Origin of the sequence: Halomonas ramblicola, assembly GCF_030409215.1 — a bacterium.
Classification (GTDB): Bacteria; Pseudomonadota; Gammaproteobacteria; order Pseudomonadales; family Halomonadaceae; genus Halomonas; species Halomonas ramblicola.
Map to the genome: position 1 here is coordinate 175820 of NZ_JAUFPL010000027.1, position 14221 is coordinate 190040.

Annotated in this window: 13 protein-coding genes; 1 reads left to right on the plus strand and 12 read right to left on the minus strand. The window is 63.8% G+C overall.

Annotated elements, in window-relative coordinates:
- Complete coding sequence (aroQ, locus tag QWY80_RS10990) at positions 1-441, minus strand: type II 3-dehydroquinate dehydratase (protein WP_290231346.1); 441 nt, start codon at positions 439-441, stop codon at positions 1-3.
- A 370-nt stretch (positions 442-811) separates the two neighbouring features.
- On the opposite strand from aroQ, the gene QWY80_RS10995 reads away from it, so the two are divergent.
- Positions 812-1618 (plus strand): SDR family NAD(P)-dependent oxidoreductase, encoded by an 807-nt coding sequence (locus tag QWY80_RS10995; protein ID WP_290231348.1) that lies wholly within the window; start codon positions 812-814, stop codon positions 1616-1618.
- 25 nt (positions 1619-1643) lie between these two features.
- Here the strand turns inward: QWY80_RS10995 and QWY80_RS11000 are convergent, their stop codons facing one another.
- From QWY80_RS11000 to QWY80_RS11050, 11 genes are all read right to left on the minus strand, one after another.
- The gene (locus tag QWY80_RS11000) at positions 1644-3416 is read right to left on the minus strand and encodes an ABC transporter substrate-binding protein (RefSeq protein WP_290231350.1); all 1773 of its coding nucleotides are present in this window, start codon (positions 3414-3416) and stop codon (positions 1644-1646) included.
- Positions 3417-3496: 80 nt separating this feature from the next.
- Positions 3497-4234 carry a sulfite exporter TauE/SafE family protein gene (locus QWY80_RS11005; RefSeq protein ID WP_290231352.1) on the minus strand — a complete coding sequence of 246 codons (738 nt, stop codon included), beginning with the start codon at positions 4232-4234 and terminating at the stop codon, positions 3497-3499.
- Between the two features lie 128 nt (positions 4235-4362).
- Entirely contained in the window at positions 4363-4953 is a 591-nt protein-coding gene (locus QWY80_RS11010; RefSeq protein ID WP_290231354.1) for a malonic semialdehyde reductase, read from the minus strand.
- Positions 4954-5008: 55 nt separating this feature from the next.
- Positions 5009-5872 (minus strand): intradiol ring-cleavage dioxygenase, encoded by an 864-nt coding sequence (locus QWY80_RS11015; RefSeq protein WP_290231356.1) that lies wholly within the window; start codon positions 5870-5872, stop codon positions 5009-5011.
- Positions 5873-5876: 4 nt separating this feature from the next.
- Positions 5877-6779: an NAD(P)-dependent oxidoreductase gene (locus QWY80_RS11020; protein WP_290231358.1), complete on the minus strand. Its 903-nt coding sequence runs from the start codon at positions 6777-6779 to the stop codon at positions 5877-5879.
- Positions 6776-8140, minus strand: coding sequence for an amidohydrolase family protein (locus QWY80_RS11025; RefSeq protein WP_290231360.1), 1365 nt, complete (start codon positions 8138-8140; stop codon positions 6776-6778). The genes QWY80_RS11020 and QWY80_RS11025 overlap by 4 nt, the downstream gene beginning before the upstream one ends.
- The gene (locus QWY80_RS11030) at positions 8137-9216 is read right to left on the minus strand and encodes a maleylacetate reductase (protein ID WP_435389361.1); all 1080 of its coding nucleotides are present in this window, start codon (positions 9214-9216) and stop codon (positions 8137-8139) included. The genes QWY80_RS11025 and QWY80_RS11030 overlap by 4 nt, the downstream gene beginning before the upstream one ends.
- 53 nt (positions 9217-9269) lie before the next feature.
- Positions 9270-10844 carry a sugar ABC transporter ATP-binding protein gene (locus tag QWY80_RS11035; RefSeq protein WP_290231362.1) on the minus strand — a complete coding sequence of 525 codons (1575 nt, stop codon included), beginning with the start codon at positions 10842-10844 and terminating at the stop codon, positions 9270-9272.
- A complete protein-coding gene (locus QWY80_RS11040; protein ID WP_290231364.1) occupies positions 10841-11902 on the minus strand; it encodes an ABC transporter permease in 1062 nt (353 codons plus the stop codon). Before QWY80_RS11040 ends, QWY80_RS11035 begins: the two co-directional genes overlap by 4 nt.
- A complete protein-coding gene (locus tag QWY80_RS11045) occupies positions 11815-12825 on the minus strand; it encodes an ABC transporter permease (RefSeq protein ID WP_290231366.1) in 1011 nt (336 codons plus the stop codon). Before QWY80_RS11045 ends, QWY80_RS11040 begins: the two co-directional genes overlap by 88 nt.
- Before the next feature lie 239 nt (positions 12826-13064).
- Positions 13065-14003, minus strand: a complete 939-nt coding sequence (locus QWY80_RS11050; RefSeq protein ID WP_290231368.1) for a sugar ABC transporter substrate-binding protein — start codon at positions 14001-14003, stop codon at positions 13065-13067.
- Positions 14004-14221 lie beyond the last annotated feature (218 nt).

The following is a 14221-nucleotide window of genomic DNA, read 5'->3' on the forward strand; positions in this document are numbered from 1 at the left end:
TCAGGCGCTTGCCATCACCGCCTCCAGTGCCGCCCGGTAGCCCTGGCTGCCGAGGCCGGCGATGACCGCGTCGGCGCGCAGCGAGACGTAGGAGTGGTGGCGGAAGCTCTCGCGCCTGTGCACATTGGAGAGATGCACCTCGATCACCGTGCCCTCGAAGGCGTTGAGGGCGTCGAGGATGGCCACCGAGGTGTGGGTGTAGGCGGCGGGGTTGATGATGATCGCCGCCGTCCCGTCGAGCCGCGCCGCCTGGATGGCGTCGATCAGCTCCCCCTCGTGGTTGCTCTGGCGGCAGGTAAGCTCCCAGCCATTCGCCGCCGCCTGCGCCCGGAGGGCGCTGTCGATGTCCACCAGGGTCTCGTGGCCGTAGATCTCCGGCTGACGGGTGCCCAGCAGGTTGAGGTTGGGACCGTGCAGGACCAGTACCTTGCGCTGACTCATACGGCAATCTCCCTTGATCGTTTGTCCGTGGGGTTAAAGAGATCAGCCAGCGAATGTCCCTGGCAGCCTGGTAATTGTCAGTTTCTCCCCCGTGGGTTGCAAGGCAGAGGCCATCCTCTCGGCAGGCTGCCTGCACCTAACGCAGCGCTCTCGGAAAAATCCAATCTGGTCAGATTGGCCTCAGCGGCAGCTGTCACTTCCATCCCGCCCTGCCGACAATACGTTTCAACAAGGAAGCACGATGAATCGTTCCCGCGAAGGCATGCGTGACAGGATTCCTTGTAGACCCAGGCTCCATGCGCCCAGAACAGCGGTCATCAGGTCAGCGGTGGCATGGAGAGACCCACAACAAGATTTCCGAGGTGACACCATGGACAAGACTCGACTTGAAGGAAAGAACTGCCTGATTACCGGTGCGGCGCGTGGCATGGGTGCTGCCGTTGCCGAACACTATGCCGAGCAGGGCGCCAATGTCTGCGTGGCGGATTTGAACATCGAGGGGTGCGAAGAAGTCGTCAAGCGCATTAACGGCAGAGATGGCGGTAAGGCCATTGCCGTCAAGCTGAACGTCACGGAGCGTGAGCAGATGAAGGCGGCCATTCAGGCCACCGTCGATGCCTTCGGCAGTCTCAATGTCATGGTCAACAACGCCGGTATCAACAAACCGCTGATGTTCCTCGATATCACCGAGGAGAACTGGCACCAGATCATGGATGTGAATGCCCTGGGGTGCCTGATCGGGATGCAGGAAGCCGCCAAGCAGATGATCGAGCAGGGCAAGGAGAACGGTCCCTACAAGATCCTCAATGTCGGCTCTATCCTGTCGCGACAAGCCTTCGATGATGTGGTGCCCTACGCCTGCAGCAAGCATGCCGTGTTGGCGATGATCAACGGTGGCGCCAAGGCGCTGGTCGACCACAACATCACCGTCAATGGCTATGGTCCCGGCGTCGTGCGCACCGAGCTGTGGGAACAGCTCGACAAGGACCTGGTCAGCATCGGCAAGTTCGACAAGCAGGGCCAGTCCATGGATGAGCTCGCCGAGAAGATGATCCTGATGAAGCGCTACTCCTACCCGGAAGATGTGGTCGGCACGGCCTCCTTCCTGGCCAGCCCCGAGTCGGACTACATGACCGGCCAGCTGCTGATGATCGACGGCGGCATGATCATGCAGTGATGCCACCGGCAACCCGGCTGGTGGCTCAGTAGTATCCCCTGTCGCGCATCACCCGATCGGCCCTGTCCTGCGCCATGGACAGGGCCTTCTTGATGGAGCGCCGCCCGTCCAGCACCTCGAAGATTTCGTGCCCGGCAATACTGATCACGTCCGTGATGCCCGGCACCGGGGGGCGCGGCCAGGCCTGCAGGATGTCCTTCCTCACCATTTCATCCACGATCTCGATCAGCGGCGAGAGCGACGAGACCTCCGGGTCCTGGCTGACGCTGAAGCGCGGGGTCACCAGGCTGCCGTTGAGGATGTAGAGCTTGGACATGTTGGCTGAGGTGAGGTGACGAAGTGCCGTCCAGACACTCTCGACCCGCTCCTCCGAGAGGTTGGCCGGAATGGCCAGTGCATAGCCTCCGATCGGGGTGATCGGACGGCCATGGTTACCGACGGGGTGCGGCAGATAACCGGTCTTCCCCCATGCCGGTGACGCCTGATCGAACTCGATGAGCGGGGCCAGCAGCGTGTAGCAGTAGGCCATGCAGGCCTCGCCGCTTGCATAGGACTGGGCTCGCTCGTACCACGCCATGTGGAGGATGTTGGGCGGCGAGTACTTGAGGATATCCAGCATGTACTCGCAGGCGCGGTAGGCCGCATCCGACTGGAACATCGGCCGCAGCGCCTCCCCGGATGCCTGCTGAAAGTCATAGCCACCCTCACAGCGTCGAAGGTCGATGATCGGCTGGCCGAACTTGGCCATCAGGAAGCTGAAGGTATGGCCCAGCGGCGTGCCTCGTGCGGCATTCCAGGCGATGCCATAGCGTCCCCTGGCGGGGTCATGCAAGCGCCTGGCCGCCTTGACCAGTTCCTCGGTCGTGGTCGGGGGCTCGAGCTGCGCCTCCTCGAGGATATCCTTCCGGTAACAGAGCAGCTCCGGCGTGGTCTGCAGGGGAATGCCGTACTGCCGCCCGGCGTAGCGCGTGCTCTGGACGGCGACCGGGTGGAAGTCGGACAGGTCGTAGGCATCGCGACGAATGAAGCGGTCGAGGGGCAGCAGGATCCCCTTCGAGGCCAGCTCTCCGAACCAGGGGAGATCGCAGGCGACGAGGTCGTAGCGAGACTTCGTGCGGCCGGCATTGGCCAGGATCGCCTCAAGCAGGTCATCGATCGACCGGGCTGAGTTATGGATCTCGAGGCCGAAGATCGATTCCAGCTGCTGCTTCAGGTTATGCATCGCCATGAAGGTGGGATCGGCGTGGATGAGTCCGCGCAGCCCGCCCTTCAGCTCGAGCCGGGCCGACAGCACCGCCGGTGGCGAGATCACGCGATCCGTCGCGTCCGCGTCGAGGAAGATGCGCCGGCCGGTGTCCGATTCCGGATCCACCCCGAACAGCGGGCCCAGAAGGCCCTTGATCCGGTTGGCGTAGGCCTCCCACTCGTCGATCATCATGGGCGAGGGGTGCAGCGAGACGGTCTTGCCCGATTTCGTCCTGGGGCGTGACAGGATCAGCCCGCGCTGGATGATGCTCTCGATCCCGCGCTTGGCGGTGCCGTAGGAGAGCCCGGAGGCATCCGCAAGGGAGGTGGGCGTCGTCAGTCGGCCGGCGAGGTGGTTGCGCATGAGATGGAGCATCATGCGCATTTCCCGATAGCCGTGGCTCAGGGAAAGCGAGTGCTCGGTCTCCTCCTCGAACTTCTCGATGAAGTCGATGAAGCGCGACAGCTCCGTATTGGAGAGCTTCGGCCTCGGCGTCGGGGACAGCCTGTCGTAGGGCCCCTCTGGATGGCTCTCGTTGGGGAGGTCGCTCATGGTCGCCTCGAGGCAGGGAGAAGGGAGTGCCACAAGATAGCGCCGCCTCACGCCTGGCGGCAAACGCGACGCCAACGCGGCTATCCCCAGCCGTCGACGATCAGCCGCATACCCAGCAGGATCAGCAGGCCCAGGATGATCCGGAAGAAGAGCTCACCGCTCAGCCGTTTCTGTATGACCAGCCCCAGGCGCACCCCCAGCCAGGCCACCGGGACCAGCAGCAGCGCGATGGTCAGGTTCACGACATTCAGCAGGCCGAGCATGCCGTAGGGGACCAGCTTGACCAGGTTGGTGGCAGCCAGGAAGACCACGGCGGTTCCCAGGAACTGCTCCTTGGAGAGCCGGCACTGCAGCAGGTAGAAGTTGAGCGGCGGCCCCCCGGCATGGGCGATGAAGCTGGTGAAGCCGGCGATGCCGCCGCTTAGCCCGCCGACCCAGACCGGCATGACGCGACCGCGGAAGGGCTTGAGCAGCCCCCACAGGCCGAACAGGATCGAGAACACCCCCAGCATCACCTTCAGCAGGTCCTGATCGAAGCGGCCATAGGTCAGGTAGCCGACCGCCACGCCCAGCACCGCCGGGGGCAACATCAGCCACAGGATCCGGCCAACGCGATGCCGCCACCAGGCTCTGAGGCTGAAGGCATCCATGACGATCAGCAGCGGCAGCATGATGGCGACGGCGAAGGTGGGACTCGCCTTCAGCGAGATCAGCGGCACCGCCACCACCCCGACGCCTCCGGCGAAGCCCGATTTCGATATGCCGGTAATCAGCACGGCGATGATGATCAATACAATGAACTGCCAGTCGTACACCATGCGGGCCCCTGCAGTGACCAGATACAAAAAGGGGCCGTGGCGATCACGGCCCAACCGGAGGATTACCCTGCCTCCCATGAGTGGCATACCTCACGGGATGTCCGGGAGTCGCCTCCCGGAAGGCCGGATCAGAGTACTTCGCAAACCTCCTCGAACTCGAAGCGATCCTGGCGCGGGAAGAGCGCCGAGGCATCTCCGTATCCCAGGTTGCAAAGGAAGTTGCTCTTCACCTGGCCATCGGGGAAGAACTCCTCATCCACCGCCGCATTGTTGAAGCCGGACATCGGCCCGGCATTCAGCCCCAGTGCGCGGGCGGCAAGAATGAAGTAGCCACCCTGGATGGAACTGTTGCGGAACGCCGTCGTATTGATGAAGTCCGTCTTGCCCTCGAACAGCGACTTGGCATCCTTGTTGTGGGAAAACATTCGCGGAAGGTGCTGGTAGAACTCGGTGTCATAGCCCAGCACGGCCACCACGGGCGCCTGCATGGTCTTCTCCTGGTTGCCGGGAAGCAGCGCCGGCTTGAGGCGCTCCTTGGCTTCCTGGCTCTTCAGGAAGAGCACGCGAAGGGGCTGGCAGTTCATGGAGGTCGGGCCGAAATGCATCAGGTGATACAGCTCGCGCAGCTTCTCCTCGCTGACATCCTGCTCCTTCCACACGTTATGGGTACGCGCCTCGGTGAACAGGGTCTCGATCGCGGCGTTGTCGATAGCAGTCATGTCGCTTTCCTCTTGCTGGATGGTAGTTGCTGGATGGTGTCGTCTTGCGATGGGACTAGCGGCTCTGCTTCAGGCCGAAGTCGTATGTCAGATGGCGGAAGGGGACTTCCATCGACCGTCCATCCGGTGCTCTTCCCGGCGGCAGCAACTCATACTCCCTGACCAGGGAATCCTTGACGCCGAAGACGGCGTCGGAGTCGAGATAGGGGTCGCCCTCGGCGAAGACCTGGGTCACCAGGGTCTCGTAGCCCTCGGCCATCAGCATGAAGTGCACATGGGCGGGGCGGTAAGGATGTCGACCGGTGATTTCCAGCATCTTGCCGACCGGACCGTCGGTGGGGATCGGATAGGGTGAGGGGGTCACCGTCCAGAAGGCATAGCGCCCCTGGTCGTCGGTGGTGAACCTGGCCCGCAGCGACGCGCTCTCGAGCTCCTTCTGGACGTCGTAGAAGCCTTCGCTGTCCGATTGCCAGACATCGACCACGACATTGGCCAGTGGCTCGCCGCGACCGTCATGCACCCGCCCCTCCACGAAGAAGGGCTCTCCCTCGACGTTCCAGTCGATCGACTCCCCCTGGGCGACCTGGGGCGGGTCGGCCACGTAGAAGGGGCCCAGCACCGTGCTTTCCGACACCATGGGGTCCGATGTCTGATGGTTGATGGCATCGACCAGCATCGTCACGCCCAGGGTGTCGGAGAGCAGGATGAACTCCTGGCGCTTGTCGTCGCACATCTGCCCGGTGCGGGTCAGGAAGTCGATGGCGTCGGTCCACTCCTGCTCGGTGGGCTCCACCTCACGGATGAAGGCGTGCAGGTGGGTGACCAGGCTGTTCAGCACGCTCTTGAGGCGCTCGTCACTGCAGCCGGCGAACTGCTCGATCACGGCATCCGTGATGTTCTCTGCATTCAGGTTTCGCATGGGGTCATTGCCTTTCGATGGCCGGCAGCCCGGAGAGGCGCTCGGTGTGGTGAATCGTGGCGATATAGTCATCCTCGCCGTGGCCCGTGCCGATCAGCGAGCTGTAGGCCTCGCGCATCTGGGCGGCCAGGGGCACGGCGACACCGTCGGCGTGGGCACAGCCGAGGATCAGGTCCAGGTCCTTGGCCATCTGGGCGGCCGAGAAGGTGGAGGTGAAGTCGCGGTCCTTCAGCGGCTGGGTCTTGTACTTGACCATCGGTGAGCCCACGGCGCTGTCGGCCATGAGGTCCAGCATCGCCTCCCAGCCGATGTTGCCCTTGCGGGCCATCGCCAGGGCCTCGCCCATCATCCCGGCGCTCACCGCGATCATCAGGTTGATCGCCAGCTTGGCGTAGCGCGCCTGCTCATCGTCACCGAGCCAGTACTGGGCCTTGGTGAAGGTGGCCATCACCGGTACGGCCTCATCCAGTGCCTCGCGCGGCCCGGAGACCATGGCCGACAGGGTGCCGGACTCGGCGGCGACCGGGTTGCCCGACACCGGGCTGCGCAGATAGGCAATGCCCCGCTCCTCGGCGGCCGCGGCCACCCGGGCGGAGGCCTCGATGCTGACGGTGCTGGTCTCGACCAGCACGCTGCCCGGGGCCATGGCCTCGATCAGCCCACCCGACGCCAGTGTCAGGCCCAGCAGCGCCCGGTCATCGGGGATCGAGACGATGACCAGGCGGCACGCCTCGACGGCGGAGGCCAGGTCATCGTGTGCCGTGATGCCGACCTGTTCGGCCAGCGACATCCGCTCGGCGCTGAGATCGAACCCCTGGACGGGATAGCCGGCCGCGGCGATTCGCGTTGCCATGGGCAAGCCCAGCTTGCCCAGGCCAATCCAGGCTACCTTGTTGGTCGTGGTCATTGTGACGCCCCCTCTTGTTGCCGTGACTGAAGCTCGGCGTAGATGCGGTGACCGGAGGCTGCCAGGTGGCGGATCCCCTCCTCGACGTCCGCCAGCAGCCTGCCGTGTCGCTTGTGGAACTCTCCCGCCACCATGACGCTGTCGACATTGGCGAGACTCGCCTGCATGACCACGGTCGAGACCGGGTCGCTGACCGGCTGCATGTTCAGCAGGCCGCTGTCGAGCAGCACGATGTCGGCCTGCTTGCCCGGGGTCAGGCTGCCGATGCGGTCCTCGAGCCCGAGGGCGCGGGCGCCGTCGAGGGTGATCCACTGAAGCGCCTCGTGGGTGCGGATGGTCGAGGTGTCGGGAATGCTGCCCTGCTCGCGCCGCGAGGCATCGTTGTCCAGCGAGCGCTGCATGCCCAGCGCCATCCGCGCAACCGTGAACATGTCCCCGGAGATGACCGATTCGAGATCCACCCCCAGGGAGACGACGCCGCCGTGCCGGCGAACGTGGCCGGTGATCGGGAAGCCGTGCCCCTGGGTCATCTCGTTCTCGGGAGCGATGGAGAAGGTCACGCCCTGCTCGCAGAAGCGAGCCAGCTGCCCGTCGTCCAGGCTCTGCCCGTGCACGATGTTGATATCCGGCCCCAGCAGGCCCCGCGCCTCGATCACGTCCCAGCCACCGGGGGTGACCGCCTTGCCGCCGCCCTGGTGCATGGAGGCCACCAGGCCGAACTCCTTGGCCAGTTCGAAATCGTGCAGGGTGACATCGAGGGTGGAGTAGTGCGGCCCGAGGATGGCCAGGCCCAGGGTCACGCGGCCCTCGCGGTCGCCCAGCGAGCCGGCGAGCAGCCGCTCGACCTCGCTGCGCGGATGGGGAATCTCGCTGAAATGCGGCTGCCCCGGCTTGGGGTCCGGCTTGGGCGAGCCATGGAAGAACAGCGCCCGGATACCGGACTCCACGAGCCCGCGAATCGCCGCATCGGTATGCTCGGGCGTGGGGTTGTTGTGGCACCAGTCCCCCAGGGTGGTGGTACCGCAGTTGAGCTGGTTGAGCGCCCCCATGCGGGTGGCGATGTGGATGTCATCAGGGCTGAACAGGGTCGCCAGGCCGCGATGCACATGGCCGAAGTACTCGAGCAGCGTCCAGTTGGCGGCAACGCCGCGCAGGGCCGTCTGCCAGGTATGCAGATGGGCATTGACCAGGCCGGGGATGAGGATGCCGCCCCGACAGTCGATGACCTCGGCGCCCTCGGCGGGAAGGTCCTGGCCCACGGCCAGGATACGGTCGTCCTCCACCAGCACCTGGCCGCCGGCCAGAACGCCGATCCCGGGGTCCATGGTCACCACGATGGCATTGGTCAGCAGGGTCTTCATGCGTCGGAAACCTCCCTTGACGTCGGGCGACGGCCGGCATGGGCATCGCTCAGGAGGCGACGAATGCCATCGGCCTCGATCTCGCGTGGGTTCCAGTAGGGATTGCTCGTGGCGATCTGGGTCGCCCGGTCGATATCGCTCTCCCGCAGGCCGATGTCGGCCAGGGCCAGGGGGGCACCCACGGCGCGCGCCAGGTCATGGAGCCCACCGGCCGCATCGTCGCTGCCCAGCGCCCGGGCGATGCGGGACATCGCCTCCGGGGCGGCCCCGGCGTTGTAGGCCACGGCGTGGGGCAGCACGATGGTATGGGTCTCGGCATGGGGCAGGTCGAAGGAACCGCCCAGGGTGTGGCAAAGCTTGTGATGCAGCGACATCCCGACGGAGCCCAGGCAGGCGCCGCACAGCCAGGCGCCATAGAGGGCATCCGAACGCGCGGCCTGGTTGGCCGGCTCCTTGGCGATCAGCGGCAGGCTGCGCGCCAGGGCCGCAATGCCCTCCTCCGCCATCAGCGAGACCACGGGGTTGCGGTCGCGGGCATAGAGCGCCTCCACCGCATGGGCGATGGCATTGATGCCGCTGGTGCCGGACATGCCGACCGGCAGGCCCAGGGTCAGGTCGACGTCGTAGATCACCACCTCGGGCAGTACCTCGAGGGTGCGCTGGGTCGTCTTGAGGCCGTCCCTGGTTTCCCCGAGGATCGGCGTCATCTCGGAGCCGGCGTAGGTCGTGGGGATCGCCACCTGGGGCAGCCCGGTCCGCAGGGCGATGGCCTTGCCGAGCCCGATGGTGGAGCCGCCCCCGATGGCCACGGTGCAGTCCGCCTCGAGTTCCTCCAGGTGGCGCATCGCCGCGTCGGTCACCTCGACCGGGGTGTGCATCCTGGCTTCGGCGAAGAGGCCGGCCCCGAGCTCGCCCAACTGGGCGAGCACCTCACTGGCCTGGCCGGCCTGCTCGGGCGTTGCCAGGACAAGTGCACGGTGGCAGCCCAGCTCACGAACCTCGTCGGCGAGTCGGGAGAGGGTTCCCTGGCCGAAGATGACGCGTGACGGCAGGCCGTTATAGATGAAGGGCATCATGGTGGTGTCCTCGTGATTGCGTGGGAAGCTCGGGCGCGGCTCGCGTGGCCACATCAGGCCGAGGCCGCGGGTTCGGGCCCGCTGGCGTCCGTGACGTACTGCCCGGTGATGGCCTGAACCAACTTGTCTTCGGAGACGGCATCGCCATCGAATTCCGCCGTCACCCGGCCGTCATACATCGCGATGATGCGGTTGCTGACACCCAGCACCTCGGGCATTTCCGACGAGATCACCAGCACCGCATAGCCCGAGCGGGCCAGTTCCTTGATCAGCGCATGGATCTCGGCCTTGGAGCCCACGTCGATGCCACGGGTCGGCTCGTCCAGGATCAGCAGCTTGGGGTGGGTATGCAGCCACTTGCCGATGACGATCTTCTGCTGATTGCCGCCACTGAGGTTGCCGACCTTCTGGCGCCAGCTGGGCGTCTTGATCTTCATCGCCTGCTGGTACTTGTCGTAGACGACCTTCTCTTCCCCGGTCTTCATGAAGCCCATGGAGGAGACACTGCCAAGCGCCGAGAGCGTCATGTTGTCGCGACAGTTCATGCCGAGGATCAGGCCCTGATCCTTGCGATCCTCCGGGACCAGGGCGATGCCCTTGACCACCGCATCGTGGCTGGAACGGATCGTCTCGACCCTGCCTTCGAGCAGGAGCTCGCCGGCAGATGGCTGACGCAGGCCGAAGATCGTCTCGGCGACCTCGGAGCGGCCCGCACCGACCAGACCATACATGCCGACGATCTCGCCCTTGCGGACACTGAAGCTGACGTCCTCGAAGACTCCCTCCACGCTGAGGTGACGCAGCTCCAGCATCTTCTCGCCGAACTCGTCAGGCTTGCTGGCATGATCGAGTTCGAGGGTCCTGCCGATCATCAGCTTGGTGACCTCATCCTCGCTGGTGTTGGCCGTATTCAGGGTGCCGTTGTACTCGCCGTCACGCAGGACCGAGATGCGCTGGGAGAGGTGGAAGATCTCGTCCATGCGGTGCGAGATATAGACAATCCCGACCCCCTGGTCCTGGAGGTTGCGGATGATGTCGTAGAGCACCGGCTTCTCGTGGTCGGTCAGTGATGCCGTCGGCTCGTCGAAGACCACGATCCGCGGCGTGAAGACCAGGGCCCGGGCGATCTCCACCATCTGCTTCTTGGCGATGGAGAGGTTGCTGACCATGTCGCGGGAGCTGAAGGTACACTTGAGACGCTTGAGTATCTCGCTGCTGTCGGCATGCAGCTTCTTCCAGTCGACCCGGTTGCCCCATTTCAGCGGCAGGCTACCCAGGAAGATGTTCTCCGCCACCGACATCTCGGGAACCAGCGACTGCTCCTGGTGGATCAGCACGATGCCGCTCTTCTTGGCCTGCTTGGGGTTCTCGAAGGACTTCTCCTCTCCCGCCAGGATGATCTTCCCCCCGTTGGGCTGGTGCTTGCCGGCCAACACCTTCATCAGGGTGGACTTGCCGGCGCCGTTCTCGCCCAGCAGGGCATGGACCTCGCCCGCCCTGACGTCGAAGCTGACCTTGTTCAGCGCCACCACACCGGGAAACTTCTTGGTGATGTCGATCAACGACAGCACGGGGCTCGAGGAATCCGCAGCGTGGCGGGGATTCCGACTCATGGTTGCAGTGCTCATATGCTGACTCCCTTGCTGGCATGGACATTGAGTCGCTGGTCGATGATCAGCACCGAGATCAGGATGACGCCGAGAATGACCAGCACATAGAAGGCCGGTACCTGCATCAGGTTCATGCCGTTACGCAGGATGCCGATGGCCAGCACGCCGCCCAGGGTGCCGGTGATGCTGCCGAACCCGCCCGTCAGCTTGGTGCCGCCGAGCACCACGGCCGTGATGGTCCAGAGCTCGTAGTCACGGCCCAGGTTCGGCGTGGCGGCACCCATCTGGGTCGCCAGGAGGACCCCGGCGAGGGCGGCGAAGAAGCCCACGATGATGAAGTTGATCATCATGTGACGACCGATGCGGATGCCCGCATCCAGGGCGGCCTCGGGGTTGCCGCCCACGGCAAAGGTGTTGCGCCCATGACCGGTCTTCTTCAGCACCAGGTGCATCACCAGGGTGCAGATGAGAAAGATGATAGCGAGTACGGGAATCGGCCCGATCGAGCTGGTCCCGAAGTCGGAGAAGGCGAAGTTGGTGGCGTAGAAGGACTGCTCTTCGGTGTAGATGAAGATGAGGCCGCGGACACCGATCATCGCCCCCAGGGTCACGATGAAGGCGTTGACGCCGGTCTTCCAGACGATCAGGCCATTGATGGCGCCCAGGACAAGGCCCGATGCCAGAGCGGCGATGACGGCGATGGTGATGCCATGGTCCTGGAGGCCGACCGATAGCGATGCCGCCAGCCCCAGGACGGCACCCACCGAGAGGTCGATGTTGCCGTTGATCATCACGTAGGTCATGCCCAGGGAAATGAGACCGATGGTCGAGGTCTGGACCAGGATGTTGCTCAGGTTCCCGACCGAGAGAAAATACTCCGACATGAAGCTGAAGAAGACGGTAATGGCGATGACAAATACCCAGATAGGCTGGATAATGCCACTGCCCTTTAGAAAATCCTTCACGTTAATCATGTTGATCACCAGGTTCAGGAGTGAGTCGTGAACAGACGCTTGCGCTTGTTGGCAAGGTCCAGCCACACCGCCAGGATGATGATCACCCAGGTGACGAGCCATTGGGTGTAATAGGGGTAGCCCAACAGCAGCAGACCATTCTGGATGAAGCCCAGGATCAATACCCCGATGACCGTCTTCCAGATGCTGCCGGCGCCGCCCAGCAGGCTGGTTCCCCCCAGGATGATCCCGGCCAGCACCAGCAGCTCGTAGCCCTGCCCGACGTTGTTCTGGGACCCCATGACCCGCGAGCCCAACACCAGGGCGGCACAGGCCACGCAAAAGGCCGAGATCAGATAGGTACTGAACACGCACCAGTTCTTGCGGATACCGGAATAGACGGCGGCGGCCGGGTTGCCGCCGACGGCGAAGATGCGCCGACCATAGCTGGTGTAGGACATGACGACCTGCACGATGATCGCCAGCACGGCAAAGAGGATCACCGGCACCGCGATACCCAGCACATAGCCTCGTCCGAAGAAGGCGAACCAGGTGTCGCTCTGGTTGGCGATATCGACGTTCTGTCCGCCACTGTAGATCAGTACCAGTCCCTGGATCGCCGACAGCATCGCCAGGGTGACGATCAGCGAATTCAGTCTCATGAAGCCGATAAGGAAGCCGTTAACGGCCCCGATCAGCAGGGTGAGGACGAACATCAGGATGATGGCACCGGCAGGCCCGATCTTGTCATGCAGATCGACGACCAGCACCGTCGAGAAGGAGAGCATCGACCCAACGGAGAGGTCCAGGTTTCCGCCGATGATGACCACCGTTACGCCCACGGCAATGATGCCGATGATCGAAGCCTGGCGGACCACCGTCATGATGTTTGACTGGGAGAGAAACTGTTCGGAGAACAGCGAGAAAGCAAACATGCAGATAAGAAAGAAGACCAGGATTCCCTGAGCGGAAAGAAAGTTCAGGAGACCCGCCTTATGCTTCTTGCTCAGCATGATGGCTTGTTTACCTTGTTCTACAGAAGCCATGATACTCACCTATGTTGGCACTACTGACTTAAGGCCAGGGTGAATCCGTTACAGTCGACGGTCCGTTGGCATACCCGGGGGCATGCCACCGAATCGAGTGACTTTCTGACCATTCATCATGGCCAACGGAGTGTGGTTTTCGGTATTCCGCGGGGGCCTTCATCGACCGCTGCGGAGCCATTGGCCTGGAGAGACACGGGGAGGCACGAACTCACTTCGTGCCCCGAGACTTGCGACATTCAGAACACGGGCTTGTCGAACTCGGACAGGTTGTCGGCGGTAATCTTGGGCGTCTCGAAGAAGTTCATCTTCGGCACGTCCTCTCCCGACAGCACGTCGAGGGCGGTCTGGAGGGCCGCCTCCGCGTCATCGACCGGTGACTGGTAGATGGAGCCGTAGTACTCGCCACGCTCGATGGCCTCATAGCCCACGGCGAAATTGGTGGCACCGATGAACACGATCTCATCGGCGCGGCCGGCGCTCTTGGCGGCATTCAGGGCACCGACACCCATGTTATCGTCGCCGGCATAGACGCCGTCGATGTCATCGTACTTGGTAAGGAAGTTTTCCATGACCCGCTGAGCCTTCTCGCGGTTCCAGTCGGCGGGCTGGGTCTCGAGAATCTCGACGCCGGGGCAGGCCTCGGCCAGCTTCTCCTCGAAGCCCTGGGAACGCTCCATGGCCGTGGTGTAGCCGGGTTGCCCGGCGATCTGAACGATCTGCCCCTCGCCATCGAGGGCCTCGCACATCATCTCGGCAGAAGAGGCCCCCTGCTGGACATTGTCGGGGCCAGAGAAGGAGGCGATATACTCCATGCCGGCCTCGGCGATCTTGGAGTTGGTCACCACGACGGGGATGCCGGCCTTGTAGGCCTGGCGGATGGCCGGAATCACCGCCTGGCCGTTGGTCGGCCAGATGATGATAGCATCCACATTCTGTTGGATGAGGTCCTGCATCTGGCCGATTTGACGGGCCACATCGCCGCCGGCATCGAGCACCACGATATCGACATTGCCTTGCTTCTCGGCCGCCTCCTCGAAGGCGCTTTCATAGGTCGTCTGGTAGCTGTCCACGCCCACATTGTTCTGGGTGATGCCGATGCGATAGGTCTCTTCGGCGTGGGCGAGGCCGGCGGAAAGCAGCATCACACTGGTGGCTAGCGCTGTCTTGTGGAACATGTTGTCACCTGCTGTTGTAGTGGCTTGTTATCGTGGCCATCTGGCGTTGCATCGCTGACGAGGCCCTTCGCCTGTCAGAGTGGATGCAGCTTATGGGGCCGCGTGAGCCTGCGGCAACGGAGCGGGAGGGGAGAAATATCCATTCTGGTCATTTCCCGGAAGCGCACCCGCGAGACCCACGAAACGCCAGGGCCCCGGTCGCCGTGGCGACCGGGGCC

Excerpts from the sequence above, each read along its gene's own strand:
- aroQ (WP_290231346.1), bottom strand. The coding sequence starts at position 441 with ATGAGTCAGCGCAAGGTACTGGTCCTGCACGGTCCCAACCTCAACCTG.
- QWY80_RS10995 (WP_290231348.1), top strand. The coding sequence starts at position 812 with ATGGACAAGACTCGACTTGAAGGAAAGAACTGCCTGATTACCGGTGCG.
- QWY80_RS11000 (WP_290231350.1), bottom strand. The coding sequence starts at position 3,416 with ATGAGCGACCTCCCCAACGAGAGCCATCCAGAGGGGCCCTACGACAGG.
- QWY80_RS11005 (WP_290231352.1), bottom strand. The coding sequence starts at position 4,234 with ATGGTGTACGACTGGCAGTTCATTGTATTGATCATCATCGCCGTGCTG.
- QWY80_RS11010 (WP_290231354.1), bottom strand. The coding sequence starts at position 4,953 with ATGACTGCTATCGACAACGCCGCGATCGAGACCCTGTTCACCGAGGCG.
- QWY80_RS11015 (WP_290231356.1), bottom strand. The coding sequence starts at position 5,872 with ATGCGAAACCTGAATGCAGAGAACATCACGGATGCCGTGATCGAGCAG.
- QWY80_RS11020 (WP_290231358.1), bottom strand. The coding sequence starts at position 6,779 with ATGACCACGACCAACAAGGTAGCCTGGATTGGCCTGGGCAAGCTGGGC.
- QWY80_RS11025 (WP_290231360.1), bottom strand. The coding sequence starts at position 8,140 with ATGAAGACCCTGCTGACCAATGCCATCGTGGTGACCATGGACCCCGGG.
- QWY80_RS11030 (WP_435389361.1), bottom strand. The coding sequence starts at position 9,216 with ATGATGCCCTTCATCTATAACGGCCTGCCGTCACGCGTCATCTTCGGC.
- QWY80_RS11035 (WP_290231362.1), bottom strand. The coding sequence starts at position 10,844 with ATGAGCACTGCAACCATGAGTCGGAATCCCCGCCACGCTGCGGATTCC.
- QWY80_RS11040 (WP_290231364.1), bottom strand. The coding sequence starts at position 11,902 with ATGGCTCGTCACCTGGGTGATCATCATCCTGGCGGTGTGGCTGGACCT.
- QWY80_RS11045 (WP_290231366.1), bottom strand. The coding sequence starts at position 12,825 with ATGGCTTCTGTAGAACAAGGTAAACAAGCCATCATGCTGAGCAAGAAG.
- QWY80_RS11050 (WP_290231368.1), bottom strand. The coding sequence starts at position 14,003 with ATGTTCCACAAGACAGCGCTAGCCACCAGTGTGATGCTGCTTTCCGCC.